The sequence below is a fragment of the Ignavibacteriales bacterium genome, from assembly GCA_026390775.1.
Taxonomy (GTDB): domain Bacteria; phylum Bacteroidota; class Ignavibacteria; order Ignavibacteriales; family Melioribacteraceae; genus Fen-1258.
The window spans coordinates 507,201-528,691 of sequence record JAPLFF010000003.1 but is presented as its reverse complement, the minus strand read 5'-3'; the positions used below and the strand labels follow the sequence as shown (position 1 = coordinate 528,691).

The following is a 21,491-nucleotide window of genomic DNA, read 5'->3' as shown; positions in this document are numbered from 1 at the left end:
AAATCATCCTACAAACTTTTTGAATAGTAAAGACGCATTATGTCCGCCAAAGCCAAATGTATTGCTAATAGCGTAATTGATCTCTTTCTTAACAGCTATATTGGGAGTATAATTTAAATCCATTTCCGGTTCAGCTTCTTTAAAGTTTATTGTAGGAGGAATAATGCTGTTTTTAATTGCAAGCAGAGTTGCAATAGCTTCAACTGCACCAGCCGCGCCTAATAAATGTCCGGTCATAGATTTAGTGGAACTGACAGCAAGTTTTTTAGCATGATCGCCAAAAACGGTTTTAATTGCAATTGTTTCATTAAGATCATTTAGTTCTGTTGAAGTACCATGCGCATTTATATAATCAACTACAATAGGTTCAACACCGGCATCTCTTAAACATTCTCTCATAGAACGTACGGCACCTTCACCACCCGGAGGAGGCGCAGTTACATGGTAAGCATCTCCGGTTAGACCAATACCGACAACTTCTCCGTAGATTTTTGCACCGCGTTTAAGTGCGTGTTCGAGTTCCTCTAATACAATAGTACCTGAACCTTCACCCATAACAAATCCATTCCGGTCTTTATCAAACGGACGTGATGCTTCCATCATACGGTCATTCCAGGTTGAAAGTGCACGAGCGGCATTAAATCCCGCAATTGCCATTTGAGTTATCGCTGCTTCAGCTCCGCCGGTTATCATAATTTCAGCAGAACCGCGTTGAATCAAAATAAATGCATCAGATATTGCATGAGATGAAGTTGCACATGCAGAAGTTGTTGCATAATTAGGTCCTTTGAAACCATATTTAATAGAAATTTGTCCGGCTGCAATATCGGGAATCATTTTGGGAACAAAGAAAGGACTAACTCGTTTAGGTCCACCGTTCATATATGCGGTATGTTCTTCTTCCCAGGTTACCATTCCGCCGATACCACTTCCATAAATTACACCTGCTCTTTCCAAATTAATTTTAGAGAGGTCTAATTTTGAATCTTCCATAGCCATTGCTGCAGTAGCTAAAGAGTAATGTGTAAATGGATCCATCCTTCTTAATTCTTTTTTATCTACATATTTAAGCGGATCGAAATTTTTCACTTCACAAGCAAAACGTGTGTTGAATGCAGACGGATCAAATTTTGTTATAGGACCGGCTCCGTTTCTGCCTGAGATTAATCCCTCCCAAAATTCTTGAGTGTTATTGCCAATCGGAGTTAAAGCACCAATACCGGTTACAACAACTCTTTTCCTACTCATATACGATCCCTATTTTTAGGATTTAACGGATGGATTAAAGAACGACCACGGATCATCTCCGTGGTCTTAACTAAATTTATTTACCTAATTTTTCTTTCAAATACTTTATTGCATCGCCAACAGTAGAAATTTTTTCTGCATCTTCATCAGGAATTGAAATATCAAAAGCAGATTCGAAACCCATAACAAGTTCTACTATATCTAGAGAATCTGCACCTAAATCGTTTGTGAATGAAGCACCCGGAACAACTTGTGATTCTTCAACACCGAGTTTATCCATTACGATTTCTTTTACTTTTACTTCAACGTCCATCTTAGCTCCTTTTTATTTGTTGAATTAATAATCATTTAAAAATTACATTACCATTCCGCCGTCAACGGTTAAAACTTGTCCGGTGATATAATCTGATTCGCTGCTTGCAAGAAAAATAACAGCTTTGGCAACATCTTCCGGTTTACCAAGTCTCTTAATAGGGATATTAGATAAAATCGCTTCTTTCTGTTGATCGTTTAATTTATCAGTCATATCCGTTTCAATAAAACCGGGTGCGACAACATTAACATTAATATTTCTAGACGCCAATTCCCTTGCATTCGATTTAGTTAGTCCTATTACTCCGGCTTTTGAAGCAACATAGTTTGCTTGTCCTGCATTTCCAACTAAACCAGCAACCGAACTAATATTAATTATTTTCCCGTAACGTTGTCCAATCATAAGTTTCAAAACAGCTTTTGTATAATTAAAAACACTTTTTAGATTCGCATTAATTATTGAATCAAAATCTTGTTCAGTCATTCTAAGCATTAAAGTATCTTTAGTTCTTCCGGCATTATTTACTAAAATATCAACACCGCCCAACTTCTCAATCGTAAATTTAACAGTATCTTCAGCACTAGAAAAAGAAGAAGCATCTGCTTTAAATCCGAATACTTTAACTGAATCAGAAGATAATTCCTTTTCGATTGCACGTGCAGATTCATCTGAACTAAAATATGTAAATACAACGCTGCAGCCGTTTTGCGCTAATTCTTTAACTATTCCTTTTCCTATGCCTCGGGTTCCTCCCGTAACTATCGCTTTCTTATTAAGCAGCTTCAATCTTTGATCCGTCAATATCTATTTTTTCAAAATATTCTTTACGATAAATATCTAATTCCTCGAATCCTTTCTCACTAAGTAAGAACTTGAGTTCATTTTTGCAACAATCATAAACTGTTGAAATTTGGTTAACGAGTTTACTGCAGTAATGCATATCGTTCAAATGCTCATCATCAACAGTTAAGACGCCTTCCGAGATTACTAATGGAAATAATATACAATATAGCGGTTTATATTTCCACTTCAATTCTCCCGCCGCCATAGCCATTTTTTGAAGTGTGCAGAAACCTTGTTTATCAAGAAAAACACATTTTTCGTTATGAACTTCTGTACCAACTGCTATACCTGATGGGAAATCATTATCAGCTTGCGGTTCTTCAAACCAGTTTTCAGGACTTTTTGTTTGGGAATCATCCATATGTTTAATGATCTTATCCTTTTCAGACATGATCTTTTCATATTCTTTTTTATCAATATATACTCCATAGTAGCAGCATTCCCCGGAACAAATACAAACATCACATCCCTTAACAAATTTTTGTGTAAAGATCAGAGGATCTATATACATCCCGTTAATAATCTTTTCAAATTTAGTCTGCATTAAAGATACCTTTCAACATCGGAATATTTATCTATGCCGAATATTTTCACATCATGATTAATTCGTTTAACCAGTCCTTGTAATACTTTACCTGGACCTATTTCATAAAATTCATCAGCGCCATTGTTAATCATATTTGTAATTGTTTCTTCCCATCTAACCGGATGATCTAATTGCTGATAAAGTAAATTTTTGATTTCCTTGCTTCTTGTTACCGGTTTAGCAGTTACATTGGAATAAACTGGAATCTTTGCATCGTAAATAGGAGTTACATCCAATTTTAATTTTAAGCTTTCTTTTGCACTACTCATTAACGGTGAATGAAAAGCACCGCTTACCACTAATTCTTTTACAAGTTTAGCGCCTTTTGCTTTAGAGATTTCCATTGCAGCATGAACGCCTTCAACTGAACCTGAAATAACAATCTGTCCCGGTGAATTAAAGTTTGCACACTGGACAATTCCTTTTTCAGATGCTTCTTGGCAAATTTCTTCTAATATATTTGCTTGTAAACCAACAACTGCTGCCATAGTTCCCGGCTTATCAATTCCGGCTTGTAACATTGAATTGCCGCGTAACCGAACAAGTGCAACAGCATCATAATATTGGATTGCTTTTGCTGCTACTAATGCAGAGTACTCACCTAAAGAATGCCCGGCAACCATATCCGGCTCTAATGTTCTCATTATACTTGCAAGAATAACGCTATGAACAAAAATTGCCGGTTGTGTAATATCAGTTTGTTTAAGAGCTTCTTCAGGACCGTTAGACATTAAATGTGAAAGAGAAACTCCGGCTGCATCTTCTGCAATTTTTATCATTTCTTTGGCTTCAACAGAATTCTCATATAGATCTTTCGCCATTCCTACATATTGAGAACCTTGTCCGGGAAATATGAAAGCTTTCTTGCCCAATTAATCCATACTCCAAGTCAAATAGATCGCGCCCCAAGTATAACCGGCACCAAAAGCAGATAGAATTAGATTATCACCTTTTTTTATTTTACCCGCGCGATAGTATTCTGTTAAGCATGATGGAATTGTTGCCGCAGTTGTGTTACCATAACGATCAATGTTAATCATAACTTTGTCTTTCGAAATTCCCATTCTTTTTGCAGTAGCATCTATGATCCTCAAATTTGCTTGATGCGGGACTAGATAAGCTACATCTTCACCCTTCAAACCATTTTTCTCCATTATTTCAAAAGAAATATCAGCCATTCCTATTACAGCAACTTTAAAAACAGCTTTTCCATCTTGATATATATAGTGCATCTTCTTATCAACGGTTTCATGTGAAGGAGGATTCAAACTTCCACCACCTTTCATGTATAAACTTTCTTTACCTGATCCATCTACATACAACAAAGAATCTTTAATTCCATATTTCAAATCTTCTGTTGGTTCTAACAATACTGCAGATGCAGCGTCACCGAAAAGAATACAGTTGTTTCTATCGGTGTAATCTGTAATCGCTGTCATCTTATCCGATCCAACTACAATAACTTTTTTATATGTCCCGCTTTCTATTAAACTTGCGCCGGTTTGCAATGCGAACAAAAATCCCGAACAAGCGGCTGATAAATCAAATCCCCAAGCTTTTGTTGCACCGATTTTTTCTTGAACCAAACATGCAGTTGCCGGGAAAAACATATCAGGCGTAACAGTAGCAACAATGATTACATCAATCTCTTCAGGTTTAACTTTTGTTGTTTTGAAAAGGTCTTGTATTGCATAAACAGCCATATCACTGGTAGCACCGTTTTCCATCACCCTTCTTTCACGGATCCCGGTTCGCGATACAATCCACTCGTCATTCGTGTCAACAATACTTTCAAAGTATTTGTTATCTAAAATTTTATCCGGTACATACATCCCGACAGCAGTTATTGCTGCATTGTATATTTTTTTATTTTTTGATTGCATAAGTCTTTAATGCTTCCTCAAATTTCTTGATTAAATTTTTATCGTACATTTCTTTTGCACGAAGAATCATATTTTTAATTGCTAAAGGTGAACTAGAACCGTGACCAATAATACTTATTCCATTAACACCTAAAAGCGGTACGCCGCCGTAAAGGTCAGGATTCAGAGGACTCAACGCTTTCTTGAGAGTATTTTTGAATAATCCGATCTTAATTTTTTCAAAAATATTTTTTTCAGCGTGTTGTTTTAGGAGATACTTCATGAACGAAGGAACGCTTTCTCCAAATTTTAAGATGATGTTTCCAACGAAACCATCACAAATAACAATGTTACTTTTCCCTTTGAGTATATCTCTTCCTTCAATATTCCCAATAAAATTCAGTTCAGATTTTCTTAACAGCTCAGCAGTTTCTTTTACTTGCTTATTGCCTTTTTCATCTTCTTCACCAACATTTAACAAAGCAACTGAAGGACTCTTTATTCCGTGTAATTCTTTAACAAATATTGATGCAAGAATGGCATATTCTAATAGATGTTGAGGTTTCACATCAACAAAAGCACCTACATCAAAAAGATATGTGTCGTTGGTTTCACTTGGTATAAAACTTCCAATCGTTGGACGCTCTACATTTTTTATCCGGCCGATTATAAGAGTTGATACAGCTGCAACAGCACCGGTATTGCCTGCACTTACAAATGCATGTGCTTTTTTATCTCTGACTAATTTTGCACCTATTACCAATGATGAATCCTGTTTCGATTTTATTGCATCTACAGGTTTATCGCCCATCTCAATTACTTGTGAAGCGTGATAGATTAGTTTCTCATCAAGTTCAATCTTTTCTTGGTGGGCAACTTTTAATATTTTTTCCTTATCACCGACAAGTATCAGATCGAAATTTTTATCTTCCTTCATTGCAGCAATAGCGCCAAGGATTTCATGCTTAGGGGCATAGTCGCCCCCCATAGCATCAACTGCAATCTTACATTTTTCTAATTTTAGTTCTGTCATCTAAGAGATTGATTGTTACGATTCTGGAACGAACATAGATCTGCCGGCATAATAACCGCAGTTTGGGCATGCTCTATGGTTCAATTTAATTTCACCACAATTTGAGCAGCGGCTTAAGGAAGGAACAGTAGCTTTGTAATGCGTTCTGCGTTTATCTCTTCTGCTCTTAGACATCTTACGTTTCGGATTTGGCATCGTATAACCTGTTTATTTAGTTGTTAAATTTACCTTTAAGTTGTTTTAATGGTTCCCATATATCATGGGTTATTTCAATTTTACAATTACATTTTTCTTCATTTAAATTTTTACCGCAATGTGGACATAATCCTTTACAATCATCTTTGCATAAACGTTTCATTGGTAAAGCAAGTTCAGCATATTCATAAACATCGTTCCGGATATTAATCTTATCGTCTTCCGGTGAAAGATATTTTACGTTGTATTCATCAGTTTCTTGTAAATCACGACTGAAAAGGTAACTAATTTGGAAATGATTAGTGAGTTTAGTTTCTAAATCTTTCGCACATCTATCACAAATCATCTTTGAATGAATAGTTAAATCACAATTAAGTACAATTTGATGCGGTGATTTATCCATTTTACATTCAACATCAGCATTTCCAAAGAACAATTCTTCCAAACCCAAATTTTTAACGGATTCTGAAAGATGGAAACTGTGAATTCCGTCAGAAAAATTAGTATATTTTATTATCATTTGAAGAACATGGAAAAATTGGGTCAAAATATATACAGCCGATCCTTTATAATCAAGAATTCCTTTTTTTTGTTATATAAATGTAGAGTGTAATCAAATGCCGCTTATCTCATCATTTATTGCTGCAATCTTACCAATGCTGTTCTATCTTATCGTACTTTGGAGGATGGACAAGTATGATAGAGAACCATTGCTTTTTTTACTGGTTCATTTTCTATGGGGTGCCTTCGGTGCAGTTATATTGGGAATTTGCGGAAGTTTACTACTTGGAGCTTTAACAGGAATAATCGGCTCAACTTCAAATATTTCTAAATTAATTCAATCAATAATTTTCGCACCACTGAGTGAAGAAATTGCCAAAGGCGCATTCTTACTCTACTCAGTTAATTCAAAAAAATTCGACAATGTTACCGATGGTTTACTGTACGGAGGTGCTATTGGTCTTGGTTTTGGCATGACGGAAAATTTTCTTTACTTTTTAACTTATGGTAATACACCAGAAAACTGGCTCTATCTTGTTGTTATTCGATCATTATTTTCGGCTCTTATGCATTGTATCTCTACAGGAACATTAGGAGCTTTTCTTGCACTTGCAAAGTTTTCATCAAATTTCGGGAAGAACACTTTGCCCTTAGCCGGATTATTTATTGCAATCTTTATTCATTTTATTTGGAATACTACAGTTAGTCTTTCCGGTACTTTCTTCTTCGGTTTTTTATTCATGATTTTTTTAATACTCTTTTTCATATTTATCTTTAGATTATCCATTAATAATGAAAAGAAAATTATCGAACGTGAACTATTGGAAGAAAATATGTTAGGTTTGATTCCTAAAGAACATATAAAAATATTGAGTAGTCATTTAAGATTTAGGAAAGGTTGGATAGACGAACGAATTAGAAAATTATATTCAAGATTTGCGATACGTCTTGCATTCAATAGAGATTTATTCAAGAAAGCAAAAGATTTGAACAAATTGTATTATTCTTCAGAGATTGAAAAGAATCGTGAAGCGATTCGGTCACTTTTATCAAATAATTTATCTCGGTATAAATGAAACCTGTTGGAATATTAGGCGGATCATTCGATCCAATCCATTTGGGACATCTAATCACTTCATATGATGTTCTGGAAAAAAGAAATCTCGAAAAAATTATTTTCGTTCCTTGTCATATATCCCCTCACAAGACAGATCAGAAACCAACAGACGATATTCATCGTTTGAATATGGTAAACTTAGCAATCGAAAAATATCCATACTTCGAATCTTCTGATTTTGAAATCCGCAAAGGAGATGTGTCTTATACTTATAATACTTTAGTTGAATTAAAAAAGACTTACGATAGACTAGAGCTCATCATTGGTTTTGATAATTTGATTGTATTTAATAAATGGTTCCGCCCGGATGATATTCTTCAACTTGCTACAGTTGTAGTGATGAAACGTGAGATTGATAACATACCGGTTAAGCATAATAAATATTTCGGCTCCGCAATACTTTTGGAAACCACTTTGATTGATATTTCTTCTACTGAAATTCGAGTGCGAGTTAAAAATAATGAAACGATTGATTATCTTGTCCCATCAAAAGTAAAAGAATATATTTCTAAACACGGTTTATATAAATAAACATCTTATGAGATCAGAAAATTTTATTGAAAGAATATTTAACAACGACAAACGTGCCATATCGAGAGCTATAACTATTATTGAATCGGGTAATTCAAATTCAACCGAATTGTTAAAGGATCTTCATAAAAATATTGGTAATGCTTATCGAATTGGTGTAACCGGTCCTCCAGGTGCAGGCAAATCAACTTTAACAAATCAACTAACTAAATTTTACAGAAAGCAAAATAAAAAAGTTGGAATCATTGCTGTTGATCCAACAAGTCCTTTTACAGGCGGTGCTTTGCTCGGCGATCGCGTCCGCATGAGTGAAGTTGGTTGCGATGATAATGTATTTATTAGAAGTATGGCTACTCGTGGTAGTCTTGGAGGACTTAGCAAAAAAACAATTGATGCAGCAGATGTACTTGATGCCGCAGGATACGATATAATTATTTTTGAAACAGTCGGTGTGGGGCAATCCGAACTTGACGTTGCAAAAGCTGCCGATACTACAATCGTTGTTCTTGTTCCGGAATCCGGTGATTCAATACAAGCAATGAAAGCCGGCTTAATGGAAATTGCTGATTTCTTTGTACTTAATAAAAGTGATCGTCCAGGTTCCGATACAGCTATGACAGCACTCAAAACTATTTTAATGATGCGCGATCATAATGAAAAAAGTTGGCTGCCCAACATTATTAAAGCAGTTGCTTCTGAGAACTCGGGTACTAAAGAAATTGCAGATGAGATTTCAAGACATCATCAATTCTTGGAACAAAATGGATTACTTAAACAAAATCGTGAAAAAAATTATAAAGTACGTATCAAAGAGATTGTTGAACATTTGTTGAAAGATGAATTTTGGAAAGAGAGACGTGCTGAAAGTCTCCAAGCTTCTCTTTCAAAAGTTGTTGAAGGTGAAACTTCTCCTTATCAAATTGCCGAAACATTATTTAATGATTTTAAAACTTCACTTAAACAGTAGGTCGTTATGGTAGAGACAAAAACCGAAAACAATTTTACACTTGAGTTCGATGAGAACCAGCTTGCAATAAAGGAAACGATCAGAAATTTTGCAGAGGAAAAAATCAAACCGCGCGTAATGGAATTTGATGAGAGTCAAGAATTCCCATTAGACTTGATGCACCAGCTTGGTGAACTTGGTTTTTTGGGGATATTGGTTCCGGAAAAATTTGGAGGTGCCGGACTTGGTTATGTAGAATATGCCTTGGTTGTAGAAGAGCTTGCACGGATTGATCCATCGTTATCGCTGTCAGTTGCGGCACATAACGGTTTATGTACAAATCACATTAATGTATTTGCAAATGACGAACTAAAGAATAAATATTTACCTGATCTAGCCAGCGGAAGAAAAATTGGTGCATGGGGTTTAACTGAACCTGCTTCAGGCAGTGATGCCGGTGCTATGCAAACAACGGCTGTAAAAGACGGAAAATATTTTGTACTAAACGGAACTAAAGCATTTATAACTCACGGCAAATCCGGAGAGACTACAGTTGTTATGGCAGTTACTGATAAAGAAAAAAAGAAAAAAGGAATTTCAGCTTTCATAATTGAAAAAGGGACCGCAGGATTTCATACGGGGAAAAAAGAAAATAAACTTGGAATGCGTGCAAGTGAAACGACACAATTAATTTTTGAGAATTGCCGTGTGAGCGTAGAAAATTTGATTGGCAATGAAGGAGAAGGATTTACCCAAGCAATGAAGATTCTAGAAGGCGGTAGAATTTCGATCGCTGCATTGAGCGTGGGACTTGCCCAGGGTTGTCTTGAAGCAGCACTTGCCTATTCTAAAGAACGCAAACAGTTTGGAAAAAGTCTTTCTGAATTTCAAGCGATACAATTTAAGCTTGCAGATATAGCAACAGAAATTGAAGCCGCACGATTAATGACGTTCAAAGCAGCTAGAATGAAAGATGAGAGAAAAGATATACTTGAAATTGCATCCAAAGCAAAACTTTTTGCAAGTGAAGTTGCAACACGCGCCGCTAATGAAGCCGTACAGATCTTTGGCGGTTATGGATTTACTAAAGATTATCCTGTAGAAAAATTCTACCGCGATGTAAAACTTTTAACTATTGGTGAAGGAACTTCAGAAGTTCAACGCATGGTTATAGCAAGATCATTATTAACAGACTAAACTCAATTTGATATGACACTAATCGGCTCTCATATAAATAAGAATGAAACTTTTCTTCGCAGAGAAGATTTCCATAAAAATCTTATAAGAAAAATTATTGCTGTGCGCGAAACGATTAAACTCGGCGGCGGAAAAAGTGCAATAGATAAACAACACGAAAAAGGAAAACTTACAGCACGCGAACGAATTGAAAAATTGATTGATAAAGGATCGACTTTTTTTGAATTAAATACTTTTGCCGCTTATGATATGTATAAGGAATATGGAGGAGCGCCGAGCAGCGGAACAATTTTCGGAATTGGAAAAATTAACGGTAAGAATTTTGTAATCGTTGCAAACGATGCAACGGTTAAAGCGGGTGCATGGTTTCCTATCACTGCAAAGAAAAACTTACGTGCACAAGAAATCTCTATAGAAAATCGTTTACCAATTATTTATTTAGTTGATAGTGCCGGTGTCTTCCTCCCCCTTCAAGAAGATATTTTCCCCGATAAAGAACACTTCGGAAGAATCTTTCGTAACAATGCAATTATGTCTTCGTTGGGAATTCCCCAGACATCAGCAATTATGGGTCCGTGTGTAGCCGGTGGTGCTTACCTTCCTATCATGAGCGATGAAGCATTAATAGTTGAAGGTGAAGGATCAGTTTTTCTTGCGGGTGCTCATTTAGTTAAAGCGGCAATCGGTGAAGAAGTTGCAAATGAAAATCTTGGCGGTGCTCGCGTTCAATCAAATATTTCCGGTGTTACTGATTACATAATGAAGAACGATGATGAATGTCTTCTTCAAATTAGAAGTTTAGTAGGTAAGTTCGGTGAATCAGCTCAAGCCGGTTTCAATCGTGTAGAATCAATTCAACCAAAATATGATGCAAAAGAAATTTATGGATTGATTCCTGAAGATGGTGCTAAACCTTACGACACATACGAATTACTTGCAAGAATTGTTGATAACTCAGAAGTTGATGAATACAAATCCGGATACGGAAAAAGTTTGATAACTGCTTACGCAAGAATTGACGGCTGGGCAGTTGGTATTGTTGCTAATCAGCGAAGTGTAGTTAAAACTGAAAAAGGAGAAATGCAGATCGGTGGAGTAATCTATTCTGATAGTGCCGACAAAGCAACACGGTTCATAATGAATTGTAATCAGAAAAAAATTCCTTTAGTTTTTTTACAAGATGTAACCGGATTTATGGTTGGAAGCAAAGCTGAACACGGCGGAATTATAAAAGACGGCGCAAAGATGGTGAATGCGGTTGCAAATTCTGTTGTACCGAAAATTACAATTATAGTAGGCAATAGTTATGGTGCTGGCAATTATGCAATGTGCGGTAAAGCTTATGATCCGCGATTTATTTTTGCATATCCAAACGCAAAAATTTCTGTGATGGGTGGTGCACAAGCAAGTTCTGTTCTTCTTGATATTAGACTAAAGCAAATGGAAAAATCCGGTAAGGAATTCACAAAAGAACAAAAAGAAAAATTACTTAATGAAATAATTCAATCATACGAAGAAACAAGTAATCCGCTTCACGCAGCGGCTCGTTTGTGGGTTGATGAAATTATTGATCCTACATTAAGCAGAGAATATATTTCTTATTCAATCGAATGTGCAAACAATAATTCTAATATTCCTCGTTTCAATCCCGGTGTAATTCAAACATAGAAATTATATTGAACAAATGTGCACGAAATAAATTCTTTCTCTTGATCACGTTTACATTCTTGATCTCTTCTTCTCTAACAGCTCAACAGAAATACGATAAATCTTTTTACGGTGGTTTGTTTTATTTAACGAATTATATGACATCAGATGAGTACAAATTGTTCTTACACACTCACAATGATTTGGAAACTGTGGATCACATTTATGAAAAAGCACTGACTTTCTTTGAAGGAGATTATTCCGAAACCTTTTTTTGTTTAACTTTCACATTAATACCATACAATAAAATTTTAATGAAACTTCCCGTCATTGGTTCGCATGTTACAGTCCCGCTTCCATCACCTCCCCAAAAAAAATTTGATGAGAAATTAAAAAATACTCCCAAAAGATTGTTTAGCGATTCCCCATCTAACGACTTTGGTGATAAGGATAAACTTGCGCACTTTTTTGCGAATGCTTTTCTTCATTATAACATAAGCTTTTTTAATTTGTCTGAAATTCTCGGTATCTTTGTTGAGTATTTCGAGCAGGGATTTTTTCTTCAAGGTGGATTTGACAGAAGAGATTTGATTGCAAATCATCTTGGCGAGATCTTTGCTGAAATGGTTCATAAGAATAAAAATGCAAAGCCGTCTGAGGCGTTAAAAATTTATCAACTACTTATATTAAGAATTTATCCATGAGATCAATCTTAGTAATTGACGATGAAAGAGAAATTTGCGAAAGCATCAAGATGATCCTTGAATATGAAGATTATCTTGTTGACTATACAACCGATTCATACAAAGGATTACAGAAAATCGAATACGGAAATTATGATGCACTGTTACTTGATATTCAAATGCCGGGTAAGAATGGTTTTGAAGTATTGAATTGGCTTCTTGAAAAAGAAATTGATATGAAAGTAATAATGATTTCAGCACATGCAAGTGTTGAGAATGCTGTAAAATCAACAAAACTTGGTGCATTTGATTTTCTTGAAAAACCGGTTGATCGTGATAAACTTTTGATTAGTGTACGAAATGCTGTTGAACAATCAAGTCTTGTTAAAGAAAATAAAAAGCTTAAGAAAGAACTCTTCTCTTCAGAAAAAATAATTGGGAATAGTACAGCAATTAAAACTATTTACGAAACAATAAAGCGTGTTGCTAAAACTGATGCACGAATTCTAATTACCGGAGAGAATGGAACAGGTAAAGAATTAGTTGCACAAGAACTACACAGACAAAGCCCTCGATCTAACAAGGAGTTTATTGAAGTTAATTGTGCTGCAATTCATCATGAACTTATAGAATCCGAATTATTTGGTCATGAGAAAGGTTCATTTACCGGTGCTGTAAAACAACACATCGGTAAATTTGAGCAGGCTGACGGAGGGAATTTATTTCTTGATGAAATCGGTGATATGAGTCTTCAAGCACAAGCTAAAGTCTTACGTGCAATTGAAGAAGGAAAAATTGAGCGTGTTGGGGGAAATGCTAAGATTGATGTCAATGTTAGAATTATATCTGCGACAAATAAAGATTTACAAGAAGAAATAAAGAAAGGCAACTTCCGCGAGGATCTTTTTCACCGATTAAATGTTATCCCCATTCATATTCCCCCGCTTCGTGAACGTAAAGATGATATCCTTCTACTTATAGAGCACTTCTCAAAAATTATTTGCGATAAGAATAAATTTGCACAAAAGAAATATTCAGACGCAGCAATAAAAGTTCTTCAGTCCCTTACTTGGAAAGGAAATATCCGTGAACTAAAAAATGTTGTAGAACGTATAGTAATTATGATTCCCAAAACCGATATCAATGAAAAAGATATTTCCATGTTTGCACCAAATCAAGGTTCGAATGTTGATGATTTATTAAATATTTCAAATAGTTTTCAAGAATTTAAGGAGAAATCTGAAAAGGCTTTTATAATTAAACAGTTAAATGCGAATAGCTGGAATATCAGCAAGACTGCAGATATACTTGGGATTCAACGTAGCCACCTTTATAACAAACTAAAGAAATATGAAATTGAAAAGGAATAGCCATGGGAGAAACTATTTTTTCCAAGATTATTCGGAAAGAAATACCCGCTGAAATTGTTTTTGAGAATGATAAAGTTCTCGCGTTCAAAGATATCAAACCTCAAGCTCCGGTACATGTTCTTATCATTCCAAAAATCACTGAAATTGAAACAACAAAAGATATTGATTCGAGCAAACATTTGGATCTACTTGCCGCTATGTTTGAAGCTGCCAACAAGATTGCAAAAGATTTTGGAGTGAATGAGACCGGGTTCAGATTAGTCTTAAATTGCGGAGCAGATGCCGGACAGGAAGTATATCATCTACACATGCATCTTCTTGGCGGACGTAAGATGAATTGGCCGCCGGGTTGATTTAGTTCTTAGAAAGAAATGCTTTATCAGAAATATCTTTCCTATAGTGCATTCCATCAAAACTAATTTTTGAAAGAGCTTCATAAGCTATTCTTTTAGCTTCGTTTAAGTCGTTCTTCTCTGTGAACGAAGTAATATTTAGAACTCTTCCACCGTTGGTTAATATCTTGCCACTTACATCTTTTGTCCCAGCATGATAAACTTTTATTTTTTGTGGGGTCTGATCTAATCCGTGAATCTCAAAACCGTTTTCAAATTTATCCGGGTAACCTTTGGAAGCAACAACAACACAAACCGAAGCACCATCATTATATCTCACTGCTTCTTTGTTAATTTTTCCACAAGCAGCAGAATAAAGCAACTCAACAAAATTTCCTTCAAGCAAAGGCAAAATAACTTGTGTCTCAGGATCTCCAAAGCGACAGTTAAACTCAACTACTTTCGGTCCTTGATTAGTCATCATTAATCCGCAATAAAGACAACCAGCGTAAGGACTTCCCTTCTCATTCATCGCCTTTAATATTGGCTCAATAATTTTTTTTGCAATTACTTCAATATTTTTTTCGTTCACAAAAGGAGTTGGAGCATACGCACCCATTCCACCGGTATTCTTACCTTTATCGTCATCACAAATTCTTTTATGATCTTGTGCCGCAGGAAGTACAATAAAGTCAAATCCATCTGTAATGGCAAAAATGGAAGCTTCTTGACCTAACATAAATTCTTCTATTACAATTTTATCACCTGCGGTACCAAAGGAAAAATTTACAAAACACTCTTTCAATGCTTCCTTAGCATCATCAAAAGATTCTGCGATTATAACACCTTTCCCGGCGGCAATACCATCTGCTTTAATTACTATTGGATAATTTACTTTATGTAAATAGTTTATAGCATCGTCATAATTTTCTTTATTGAATACCTCAAACGCTGCAGTAGGAATATTATATTCCTTCATCAAGTTTTTTGCAAACGATTTCTCCCCTTCTATTCTAGAAGCTTTCATAGATGGACCAAATACTTTAATTCCCTTATTAAGAAGTTTATCAGCCAAACCTTCTATCAAAGGTTTCTCAGGCCCGACCACAACCAGATTTATCTTTTGCTCCAAGCAAAAAATGATTATACTTTGATGATCATCCTGATCGATAGGGATATTTGTCCCAACTTGTTTAGTACCTGGATTTCCTGGAATAATAAATAATTTACTGCAGCTTTCACATTCTACTATTTTAACAGCTAAAGCATGTTCTCTTCCCCCGGAACCGATTATTGCTATTCTCATGCTTATGCCTTTAAATAAAACTGAAACGCTTTCGTAAGTTCTTCCGTTAATTTTATTCTATCGTGTTTCTGTATAAAATCTCTATTTGGAGAAGGTAAATTTTTCTTCAGATACAATTCATGAATGAATATTATCGTGTCTTTGATTTCCTGTATATCATCCGGTTTTGTAATAAAAGATGCACCATATTCTTGAAGAGCAGATTTTGCAGTTCCTTCGACAACAGATCCAAGAATTGGTTTACCAGTTCCTATATACTCATATAATTTACTTGTAGAAATTGTGTCAGCATTCCGAATGTTTCCAATCATCATCCATAAAACATCGCTGGTTTTTAATCTCTTTACAGTTTCATTATGATCAAGATATCCATGGTCTCTAACAAATTCGTTAATACCGAGTTCAGTGATAAGTTTTTTGTTTTCTTTTCGAAGATGACCAATAAATTCTAATTCTATATTTGCTGCAATATCCGGTCTCTCAATAGATAACTGCTTGAAAGCTTTTAGAAAATATTCCGGAGTTATATTCTCATAAAATATTCCAGCATAAGTCAAACGCATCTTTTGTGATTGCACAGCATTATCTTCATTGTACTCAAAATCAGCAGGATCAAAACCGTGTGGTATAATCATTACATCATTAAATGAGAGAAATGGGTAAGTCAAAAGAAGCTTCTCTTTTATTTTGCGATTAATTGCAACAACTTTATCAGCTAATCGTAGCGATTTATATTCCAACTTTTTATGTTTATAGCGATGATAAAACGTTGGATAAAACGCAAAATGATTGCCAAACCATAAATCACGATAATCTACAAATAAAGGAATACCAAATTCTTTTTTGAGTTTAGCAGCATAAACAAAACTTGAAAAGGGAGGAATCGTTACATAAATGATATCATATTTTTCTTTTTGAAGTAGTTCTCTTGCAGTTTTATATGCTTTTCTAGCCCAAGATTTTTTATTATCAGGAATAAATATTGCCTTACTAATCCTTGAAAGTATCTTTCTAAAAAATTCTTTAGGCATAGTAACAGTTTGATACTGTTTCCCGATAATTGTATTAACATCAAAAGCTTCTGTACGGATAATATTTACACCGGCATTCTCAGCTTCTTTCAATAAATAAAAATCATGAGCAAAATATGCAACATTACCCGTTGTAATTACAGTGGGCTGCCAGTTAAACTTGCTCATATATTTAGTGAATTTAAGCGTTCGTTGAACGCCGCTTAATCCAAGTGGAGGATAGTAATAAGCAATAACTAATACTTTAAACATATTCGAGATTTTATTTATGAATTTAGTACTGATTTTTCTTCGTCATTTGATAATTCGGTGCTTCTTCAGTTATTAAAACATCGTGCGGATGACTTTCGCGTAATCCGGCATTAGAAATTTTTACAAACTTTGATTTAGATTTCAAATCATTAATTGTTTTTGCACCACAATAACCCATTGCCGCTCGCAATCCACCGATGAATTGATAAATTGTATCTGCAAGAGAACCTTTATAAGGAACTCGACCTTCAATTCCTTCCGGCACTAATTTATTAATATCTGCTTCAACATCCTGAAAATAACGGTCACTGCTTCCTTGTTTCATTGCACTTAATGAACCCATTCCTCTATAAACTTTAAAACTTCTTCCTTCAAATAAAACTTTTTCTCCAGGTGTTTCTTCTACACCGGCAAACATTCCACCCATCATAACAGTATCTGCACCGGCTGCAATTGCTTTGGCTACATCTCCTGTTTGTTTAATTCCACCATCCGATATTACAGGAATATTTTTCCCTTTTAATGCTTGAGCTACTACAATAACTGCACTGATCTGCGGAACTCCAACACCAGCTATAACACGTGTAGTACAAATAGAACCTGCACCAATTCCTACTTTGACGGCATCAACACCACAAGAAACTAATTCAAGAGCGGCTTCTTTTGTAACAATATTTCCTGCAACCAACTGTAAGTTTTTATATTTTTTCCTTATTTCTTTAATTGCTTTTAATACTCCTTCGGAATGTCCGTGTGCGGTATCTAAAACTACTACATCTACATTAGAATGGACTAACGCTTCTACTCTTTTTAATGTATCACTTGTTACACCAACACCGGCACCTACACGAAGCCGCCCTAAATCATCTTTACACGCATTAGGAAATGTTTTTTTCTTCATTATGTCTTTGTAAGTGATCAATCCTTTAATTATTCCTTTTTTATCAACAACAGGAAGTTTTTCTATGCGGTACTTATGTAATATTTTTTCTGCTTCATGAAGCGTTGTTCCTAGCGGTGCAGTAATTAAATTTTCTTTTGTCATTAATTGACTAACAAGTTTGTTTGATTCTCTTTCAAATCGTAAATCTCGATTAGTAAGAATACCAACCAACTTTCCTTTTTCATCAACAACAGGTATACCTGAGATATGATATTTCGACATGATCTGTTCAGCTTCTCTAATCGTGCGGTCCGGAGTTAAAGTAATTGGGTTTACTATCATTCCGCTCTCTGACCTTTTAACTTTATCAACTTCATCGGCTTGTTTTTCAATTGACATGTTCTTATGAATAATTCCTATTCCGCCTTGAGCTGCCATTGCAATTGCCATTTGAGATTCTGTTACTGTGTCCATCGCTGCAGAAAGAAAAGGAATATTTAATTTTATCTCTCTTGTTAAGTACGAAGAAATATCTGTTTGGCGCGGAAGAACATTCGATCGAGCGGGTACAAGAAGTATATCATCAAATGTTAAACCTTCAAAATCAACTTTGTTCTTATTCATGTTTTCCTCTTCTAATTACAAAAAAGACCACACAAGGTGGTCTCTAATTTAATCAAATGCAGCATAACCGGTTATATCCTCACCAATTATCAAAGTGTGCATCTCGTGTGTACCTTCATAAGTTTTTACTGATTCTAAATTCTGCGAATGACGCATAACCGGATATTCATCAAGTATTCCATTTGCACCAAGAATTTCACGGGCAATGCGTGCTGTCTCTAAAGCTTTCTCACAATTATTTCTTTTAGCCATAGAAATTTGTGTATGCTTTACTTCATTTTTATCTTTTAATCGTCCGAGTTGCAAATTGAGTAATTGTGCTTTTGTTATTTCAGTCAGCATATAAACTAACTTTTCTTGTGTCAATTGATAAGCTGCAATCGGTTTGCTGAATTGGATACGGGATTTTGAGTAGTTCAAGGCGGAGTCGTAACAAGCCATCATAGATCCAACAACACCCCAAGCAATTCCATAACGTGCTTGATTCAAGCACATCAACGGTGATTTTAATCCTTTGCTTCCGGTTAATAAATTTTTCTCCGGTACAAAAACATCTTGAAAAATTAATTCTGAAGTGACAGATGCTTTAAGTGAATGTTTACCTTTCATCTCCGGTGCGGAAAAACCTTTCATACCTTTTTCGACTAAAAATCCTCTTACTTCTCCATCAAATTTTGCCCACACAACCGCAACATCAGCAATAGTTCCATTAGTGATCCACATTTTAGCACCGTTCAACTTAAAACCGCCATCCACTTTTTCGGCCCTTGTTATCATTCCAGCAGGATTAGAACCGTAATCCGGTTCTGTTAATCCAAAACATCCGATCTTTTCTCCGGTTGCAAGTTTCGGAAGCCAATAATTTTTTTGATCTTCATTTCCGAACGTGTAGATGGGGTACATAACTAATGAAGTTTGTACTGATGCAAAACTTCGAATACCGCTATCACCTCTTTCTAATTCTTGCATCACTAAACCGTAAGCCACATTGTTCATTGCAGCACAACCATACTTTTGTGGTAGGGTAATGCCGAATAATCCAAGTTTGCCAAGTTCTTTTATTAGGTGATAAGGAAATTTTTCTTCGCGGTAATGTTTTTCAATGATTGGAATTATTTGTTCGTCAACGTATTCTCTAACAGTATTGCGCACCATTACTTCGTCTTCTGATAAAAGACTATCTACATTAAAATAATCTACCCCCTTGAACTTGTTCATGGTAACCTAAAAGTTGGTCACAAAAATATGGAAAACTGTTAAAGAGAACAAAATTACTTCTTAGTGTGTAATGTATTTAGTCAAAATCTTCTAATACTTCGTTCAAAACTTTCATTATTAAGTCAGATTCAAAACCGCGAGAACTAAGTGATGAATATAATTTAGCTTTAATTTTTCTTCTATCTGTTTCTTTTCTTTTAATGGAATCAATTTTACGTTTTGCCAATTCAAGCGCTTGATTATAACTTAATTCATGATCAACTCTTAATAAAGTTTTTTCAATAATATTTCTATTGATTCCCTTTTTGAATAGTTCTGCTTTCAGTTTATTAATGCCGATTTTCTTTTTGACTGATCTTTCTTCAAGAAATGCTTCGGCAAATTGTTCGTCATCCAGTAATTTTTTGTCGGTTAGATCAATCAGAATTTTATCAATGATATCCTTTGGATATTTTTTCTTTATAAGCTTAGTTCTTAATTCGGATGTTGAATGATGCCTCATACCTAAAAAACGAAAAGCAGAATCTTTTGCTTTCTGATATTCGCTTGCGGAAATCAGAAACTCAATTTTTTTCTCATCTAATTTATCACTCTTCCGCAGAGCATTATCGGTAACAGTTCTGTAATCAAGAGTGATAAACTCTCCATCATCAAAACAAACCAAAACATTATTACCCTTTTGCTGTAGAGCAGTGATTATCATCTGCTATTTTTTCTTTGACTTAGTTTCCGTTTCTTCTTTTTCTTTTACAGGCTTTGCTTTTTCATCTTTTATCATACCAATAGCAGTTTTAACATCTTTTTCAAGAGAAGCAAAAAGTTCAGGATCTTCCAACATTTTTGCTTTTAGTTGATCTCTTCCTTGATAACGATTCTCTTTATAGGTAAACCAAGAACCGCTTTTGTTAAGAAGATTTTTCTCGGATGCCAGATCAATTATCTCTCCGGCTTTGCTTATTCCTTCATTGTAGATAATATCAAACTCAACTTCCTTAAAAGGCGGTGCAACTTTGCTTTTAACTATTTTTACTTTTGTTCTATTTCCTATTACATTCTGCCCGTCTTTTATGGCAGCTATTCTTCGAATATCCAATCTTACGGAAGCATAAAACTTTAATGCATTACCGCCGGTTGTAGTTTCCGGATTGCCAAACATAATTCCGATCTTCATTCTCAATTGATTAGTAAAGATCACGCATGTTTTGGAACGGCTTATTGCACCGGTTAATTTACGTAAAGCTTGAGACATCAATCGTGCCTGCATTGCCATTTGAGGGTCACCCATATCTCCTTCAATTTCCGAACGCGGTACAAGAGCTGCTACTGAGTCAATCACAATAACATCAAGTGCATTGCTGCGAACTAATGTATCAACGATTTCCAAAGCTTGTTCACCAAAATCTGGTTGAGATAAGAGAAGATTTTTTGTATCAACGTTTAATCGCTTTGCGTAATTCAAATCCATTGCGTGTTCTGCATCTATGAAAGCTGCAAGTCCGCCTGTCTTTTGAGCTTCTGCAATTATATGTAAACACAAAGTAGTTTTACCGGATGATTCGGGGCCATAAATTTCAATAATTCTTCCACGCGGTACTCCTCCAATTCCTAAAGCAAAATCTAATGAAAGTGAACCTGTTGAAATTGATTCGACTGGATTAATTACACCGTCGCCCAATTTCATTATTGTACCTTTGCCGTATGTTTTATCAATATTAGCAATTGTTTCCTCAAGAATTTTCATTCTGGCATCTTTATCTACAGCCATTTTTCCTC

23 protein-coding genes are annotated in these 21,491 nt (G+C 35.2%); 8 read left to right on the top strand and 15 right to left on the bottom strand.

Annotation, left to right across the window (positions count from 1 at the left end):
- Window positions 1–3 precede the first annotated feature (3 nt).
- From fabF to NTZ27_02650, 9 genes are all read right to left on the bottom strand, one after another.
- Entirely contained in the window at window positions 4–1,248 is a 1,245-nt protein-coding gene (fabF, locus tag NTZ27_02690; GenBank protein ID MCX6173641.1) for a beta-ketoacyl-ACP synthase II, read from the bottom strand.
- 76 nt (window positions 1,249–1,324) lie between these two features.
- On the bottom strand, window positions 1,325–1,561 hold the full coding sequence (locus NTZ27_02685; GenBank protein MCX6173640.1) for an acyl carrier protein: 237 nt from the start codon (window positions 1,559–1,561) through the stop codon (window positions 1,325–1,327).
- 42 nt (window positions 1,562–1,603) lie between these two features.
- Window positions 1,604–2,347, bottom strand: a complete 744-nt coding sequence (gene fabG / locus NTZ27_02680; GenBank protein ID MCX6173639.1) for a 3-oxoacyl-[acyl-carrier-protein] reductase — start codon at window positions 2,345–2,347, stop codon at window positions 1,604–1,606.
- The gene (locus tag NTZ27_02675; GenBank protein ID MCX6173638.1) at window positions 2,334–2,948 is read right to left on the bottom strand and encodes a DUF3109 family protein; all 615 of its coding nucleotides are present in this window, start codon (window positions 2,946–2,948) and stop codon (window positions 2,334–2,336) included. The genes fabG and NTZ27_02675 overlap by 14 nt, the downstream gene beginning before the upstream one ends.
- The gene (fabD, locus tag NTZ27_02670; protein ID MCX6173637.1) at window positions 2,948–3,862 is read right to left on the bottom strand and encodes an ACP S-malonyltransferase; all 915 of its coding nucleotides are present in this window, start codon (window positions 3,860–3,862) and stop codon (window positions 2,948–2,950) included. Before fabD ends, NTZ27_02675 begins: the two co-directional genes overlap by 1 nt.
- Window positions 3,863–4,873, bottom strand: a complete 1,011-nt coding sequence (locus NTZ27_02665; protein ID MCX6173636.1) for a ketoacyl-ACP synthase III — start codon at window positions 4,871–4,873, stop codon at window positions 3,863–3,865.
- Entirely contained in the window at window positions 4,857–5,885 is a 1,029-nt protein-coding gene (plsX, locus tag NTZ27_02660) for a phosphate acyltransferase PlsX (protein MCX6173635.1), read from the bottom strand. The genes NTZ27_02665 and plsX overlap by 17 nt, the downstream gene beginning before the upstream one ends.
- Before the next feature lie 15 nt (window positions 5,886–5,900).
- Window positions 5,901–6,080 carry a 50S ribosomal protein L32 gene (rpmF, locus tag NTZ27_02655; GenBank protein MCX6173634.1) on the bottom strand — a complete coding sequence of 60 codons (180 nt, stop codon included), beginning with the start codon at window positions 6,078–6,080 and terminating at the stop codon, window positions 5,901–5,903.
- Between the two features lie 16 nt (window positions 6,081–6,096).
- Window positions 6,097–6,600, bottom strand: coding sequence for a DUF177 domain-containing protein (locus tag NTZ27_02650; GenBank protein ID MCX6173633.1), 504 nt, complete (start codon window positions 6,598–6,600; stop codon window positions 6,097–6,099).
- A gap of 97 nt (window positions 6,601–6,697) precedes the next feature.
- Here NTZ27_02650 and NTZ27_02645 point away from each other — a divergent pair, with 97 nt between their 5' ends.
- The 8 genes from NTZ27_02645 to NTZ27_02610 are packed head-to-tail and all read left to right on the top strand — an operon-like array spanning window position 6,698 to window position 14,425.
- Window positions 6,698–7,657, top strand: coding sequence for a PrsW family intramembrane metalloprotease (locus NTZ27_02645; GenBank protein ID MCX6173632.1), 960 nt, complete (start codon window positions 6,698–6,700; stop codon window positions 7,655–7,657).
- Window positions 7,654–8,229: a nicotinate-nucleotide adenylyltransferase gene (nadD, locus tag NTZ27_02640; protein ID MCX6173631.1), complete on the top strand. Its 576-nt coding sequence runs from the start codon at window positions 7,654–7,656 to the stop codon at window positions 8,227–8,229. Before NTZ27_02645 ends, nadD begins: the two co-directional genes overlap by 4 nt.
- A 7-nt stretch (window positions 8,230–8,236) precedes the next feature.
- Window positions 8,237–9,196, top strand: a complete 960-nt coding sequence (gene meaB / locus NTZ27_02635; GenBank protein MCX6173630.1) for a methylmalonyl Co-A mutase-associated GTPase MeaB — start codon at window positions 8,237–8,239, stop codon at window positions 9,194–9,196.
- Window positions 9,197–9,202: 6 nt separating this feature from the next.
- The gene (locus NTZ27_02630) at window positions 9,203–10,372 is read left to right on the top strand and encodes an acyl-CoA dehydrogenase family protein (protein ID MCX6173629.1); all 1,170 of its coding nucleotides are present in this window, start codon (window positions 9,203–9,205) and stop codon (window positions 10,370–10,372) included.
- Between the two features lie 12 nt (window positions 10,373–10,384).
- Window positions 10,385–12,040, top strand: coding sequence for an acyl-CoA carboxylase subunit beta (locus tag NTZ27_02625; GenBank protein MCX6173628.1), 1,656 nt, complete (start codon window positions 10,385–10,387; stop codon window positions 12,038–12,040).
- A gap of 8 nt (window positions 12,041–12,048) precedes the next feature.
- The gene (locus tag NTZ27_02620) at window positions 12,049–12,723 is read left to right on the top strand and encodes a hypothetical protein (protein ID MCX6173627.1); all 675 of its coding nucleotides are present in this window, start codon (window positions 12,049–12,051) and stop codon (window positions 12,721–12,723) included.
- Window positions 12,720–14,072 (top strand): sigma-54 dependent transcriptional regulator, encoded by a 1,353-nt coding sequence (locus NTZ27_02615; protein ID MCX6173626.1) that lies wholly within the window; start codon window positions 12,720–12,722, stop codon window positions 14,070–14,072. Before NTZ27_02620 ends, NTZ27_02615 begins: the two co-directional genes overlap by 4 nt.
- A gap of 2 nt (window positions 14,073–14,074) precedes the next feature.
- Window positions 14,075–14,425, top strand: coding sequence for a histidine triad nucleotide-binding protein (locus NTZ27_02610; GenBank protein ID MCX6173625.1), 351 nt, complete (start codon window positions 14,075–14,077; stop codon window positions 14,423–14,425).
- 1 nt (window position 14,426) lies between these two features.
- Here the strand turns inward: NTZ27_02610 and purD are convergent, their stop codons facing one another.
- From purD to recA, 6 genes are all read right to left on the bottom strand, one after another.
- Window positions 14,427–15,710 (bottom strand): phosphoribosylamine--glycine ligase, encoded by a 1,284-nt coding sequence (purD, locus tag NTZ27_02605; GenBank protein MCX6173624.1) that lies wholly within the window; start codon window positions 15,708–15,710, stop codon window positions 14,427–14,429.
- 2 nt (window positions 15,711–15,712) lie between these two features.
- Window positions 15,713–16,993 carry a glycosyltransferase gene (locus NTZ27_02600; GenBank protein ID MCX6173623.1) on the bottom strand — a complete coding sequence of 427 codons (1,281 nt, stop codon included), beginning with the start codon at window positions 16,991–16,993 and terminating at the stop codon, window positions 15,713–15,715.
- Between the two features lie 22 nt (window positions 16,994–17,015).
- On the bottom strand, window positions 17,016–18,500 hold the full coding sequence (guaB, locus tag NTZ27_02595; protein MCX6173622.1) for an IMP dehydrogenase: 1,485 nt from the start codon (window positions 18,498–18,500) through the stop codon (window positions 17,016–17,018).
- 48 nt (window positions 18,501–18,548) lie between these two features.
- Window positions 18,549–19,718 carry an acyl-CoA dehydrogenase family protein gene (locus NTZ27_02590; protein ID MCX6173621.1) on the bottom strand — a complete coding sequence of 390 codons (1,170 nt, stop codon included), beginning with the start codon at window positions 19,716–19,718 and terminating at the stop codon, window positions 18,549–18,551.
- A gap of 76 nt (window positions 19,719–19,794) precedes the next feature.
- The gene (locus NTZ27_02585) at window positions 19,795–20,421 is read right to left on the bottom strand and encodes a regulatory protein RecX (protein ID MCX6173620.1); all 627 of its coding nucleotides are present in this window, start codon (window positions 20,419–20,421) and stop codon (window positions 19,795–19,797) included.
- Window positions 20,422–20,424: 3 nt separating this feature from the next.
- Window positions 20,425–21,483 carry a recombinase RecA gene (recA, locus tag NTZ27_02580; GenBank protein ID MCX6173619.1) on the bottom strand — a complete coding sequence of 353 codons (1,059 nt, stop codon included), beginning with the start codon at window positions 21,481–21,483 and terminating at the stop codon, window positions 20,425–20,427.
- Between the last annotated feature and the right edge of the window lie 8 nt (window positions 21,484–21,491).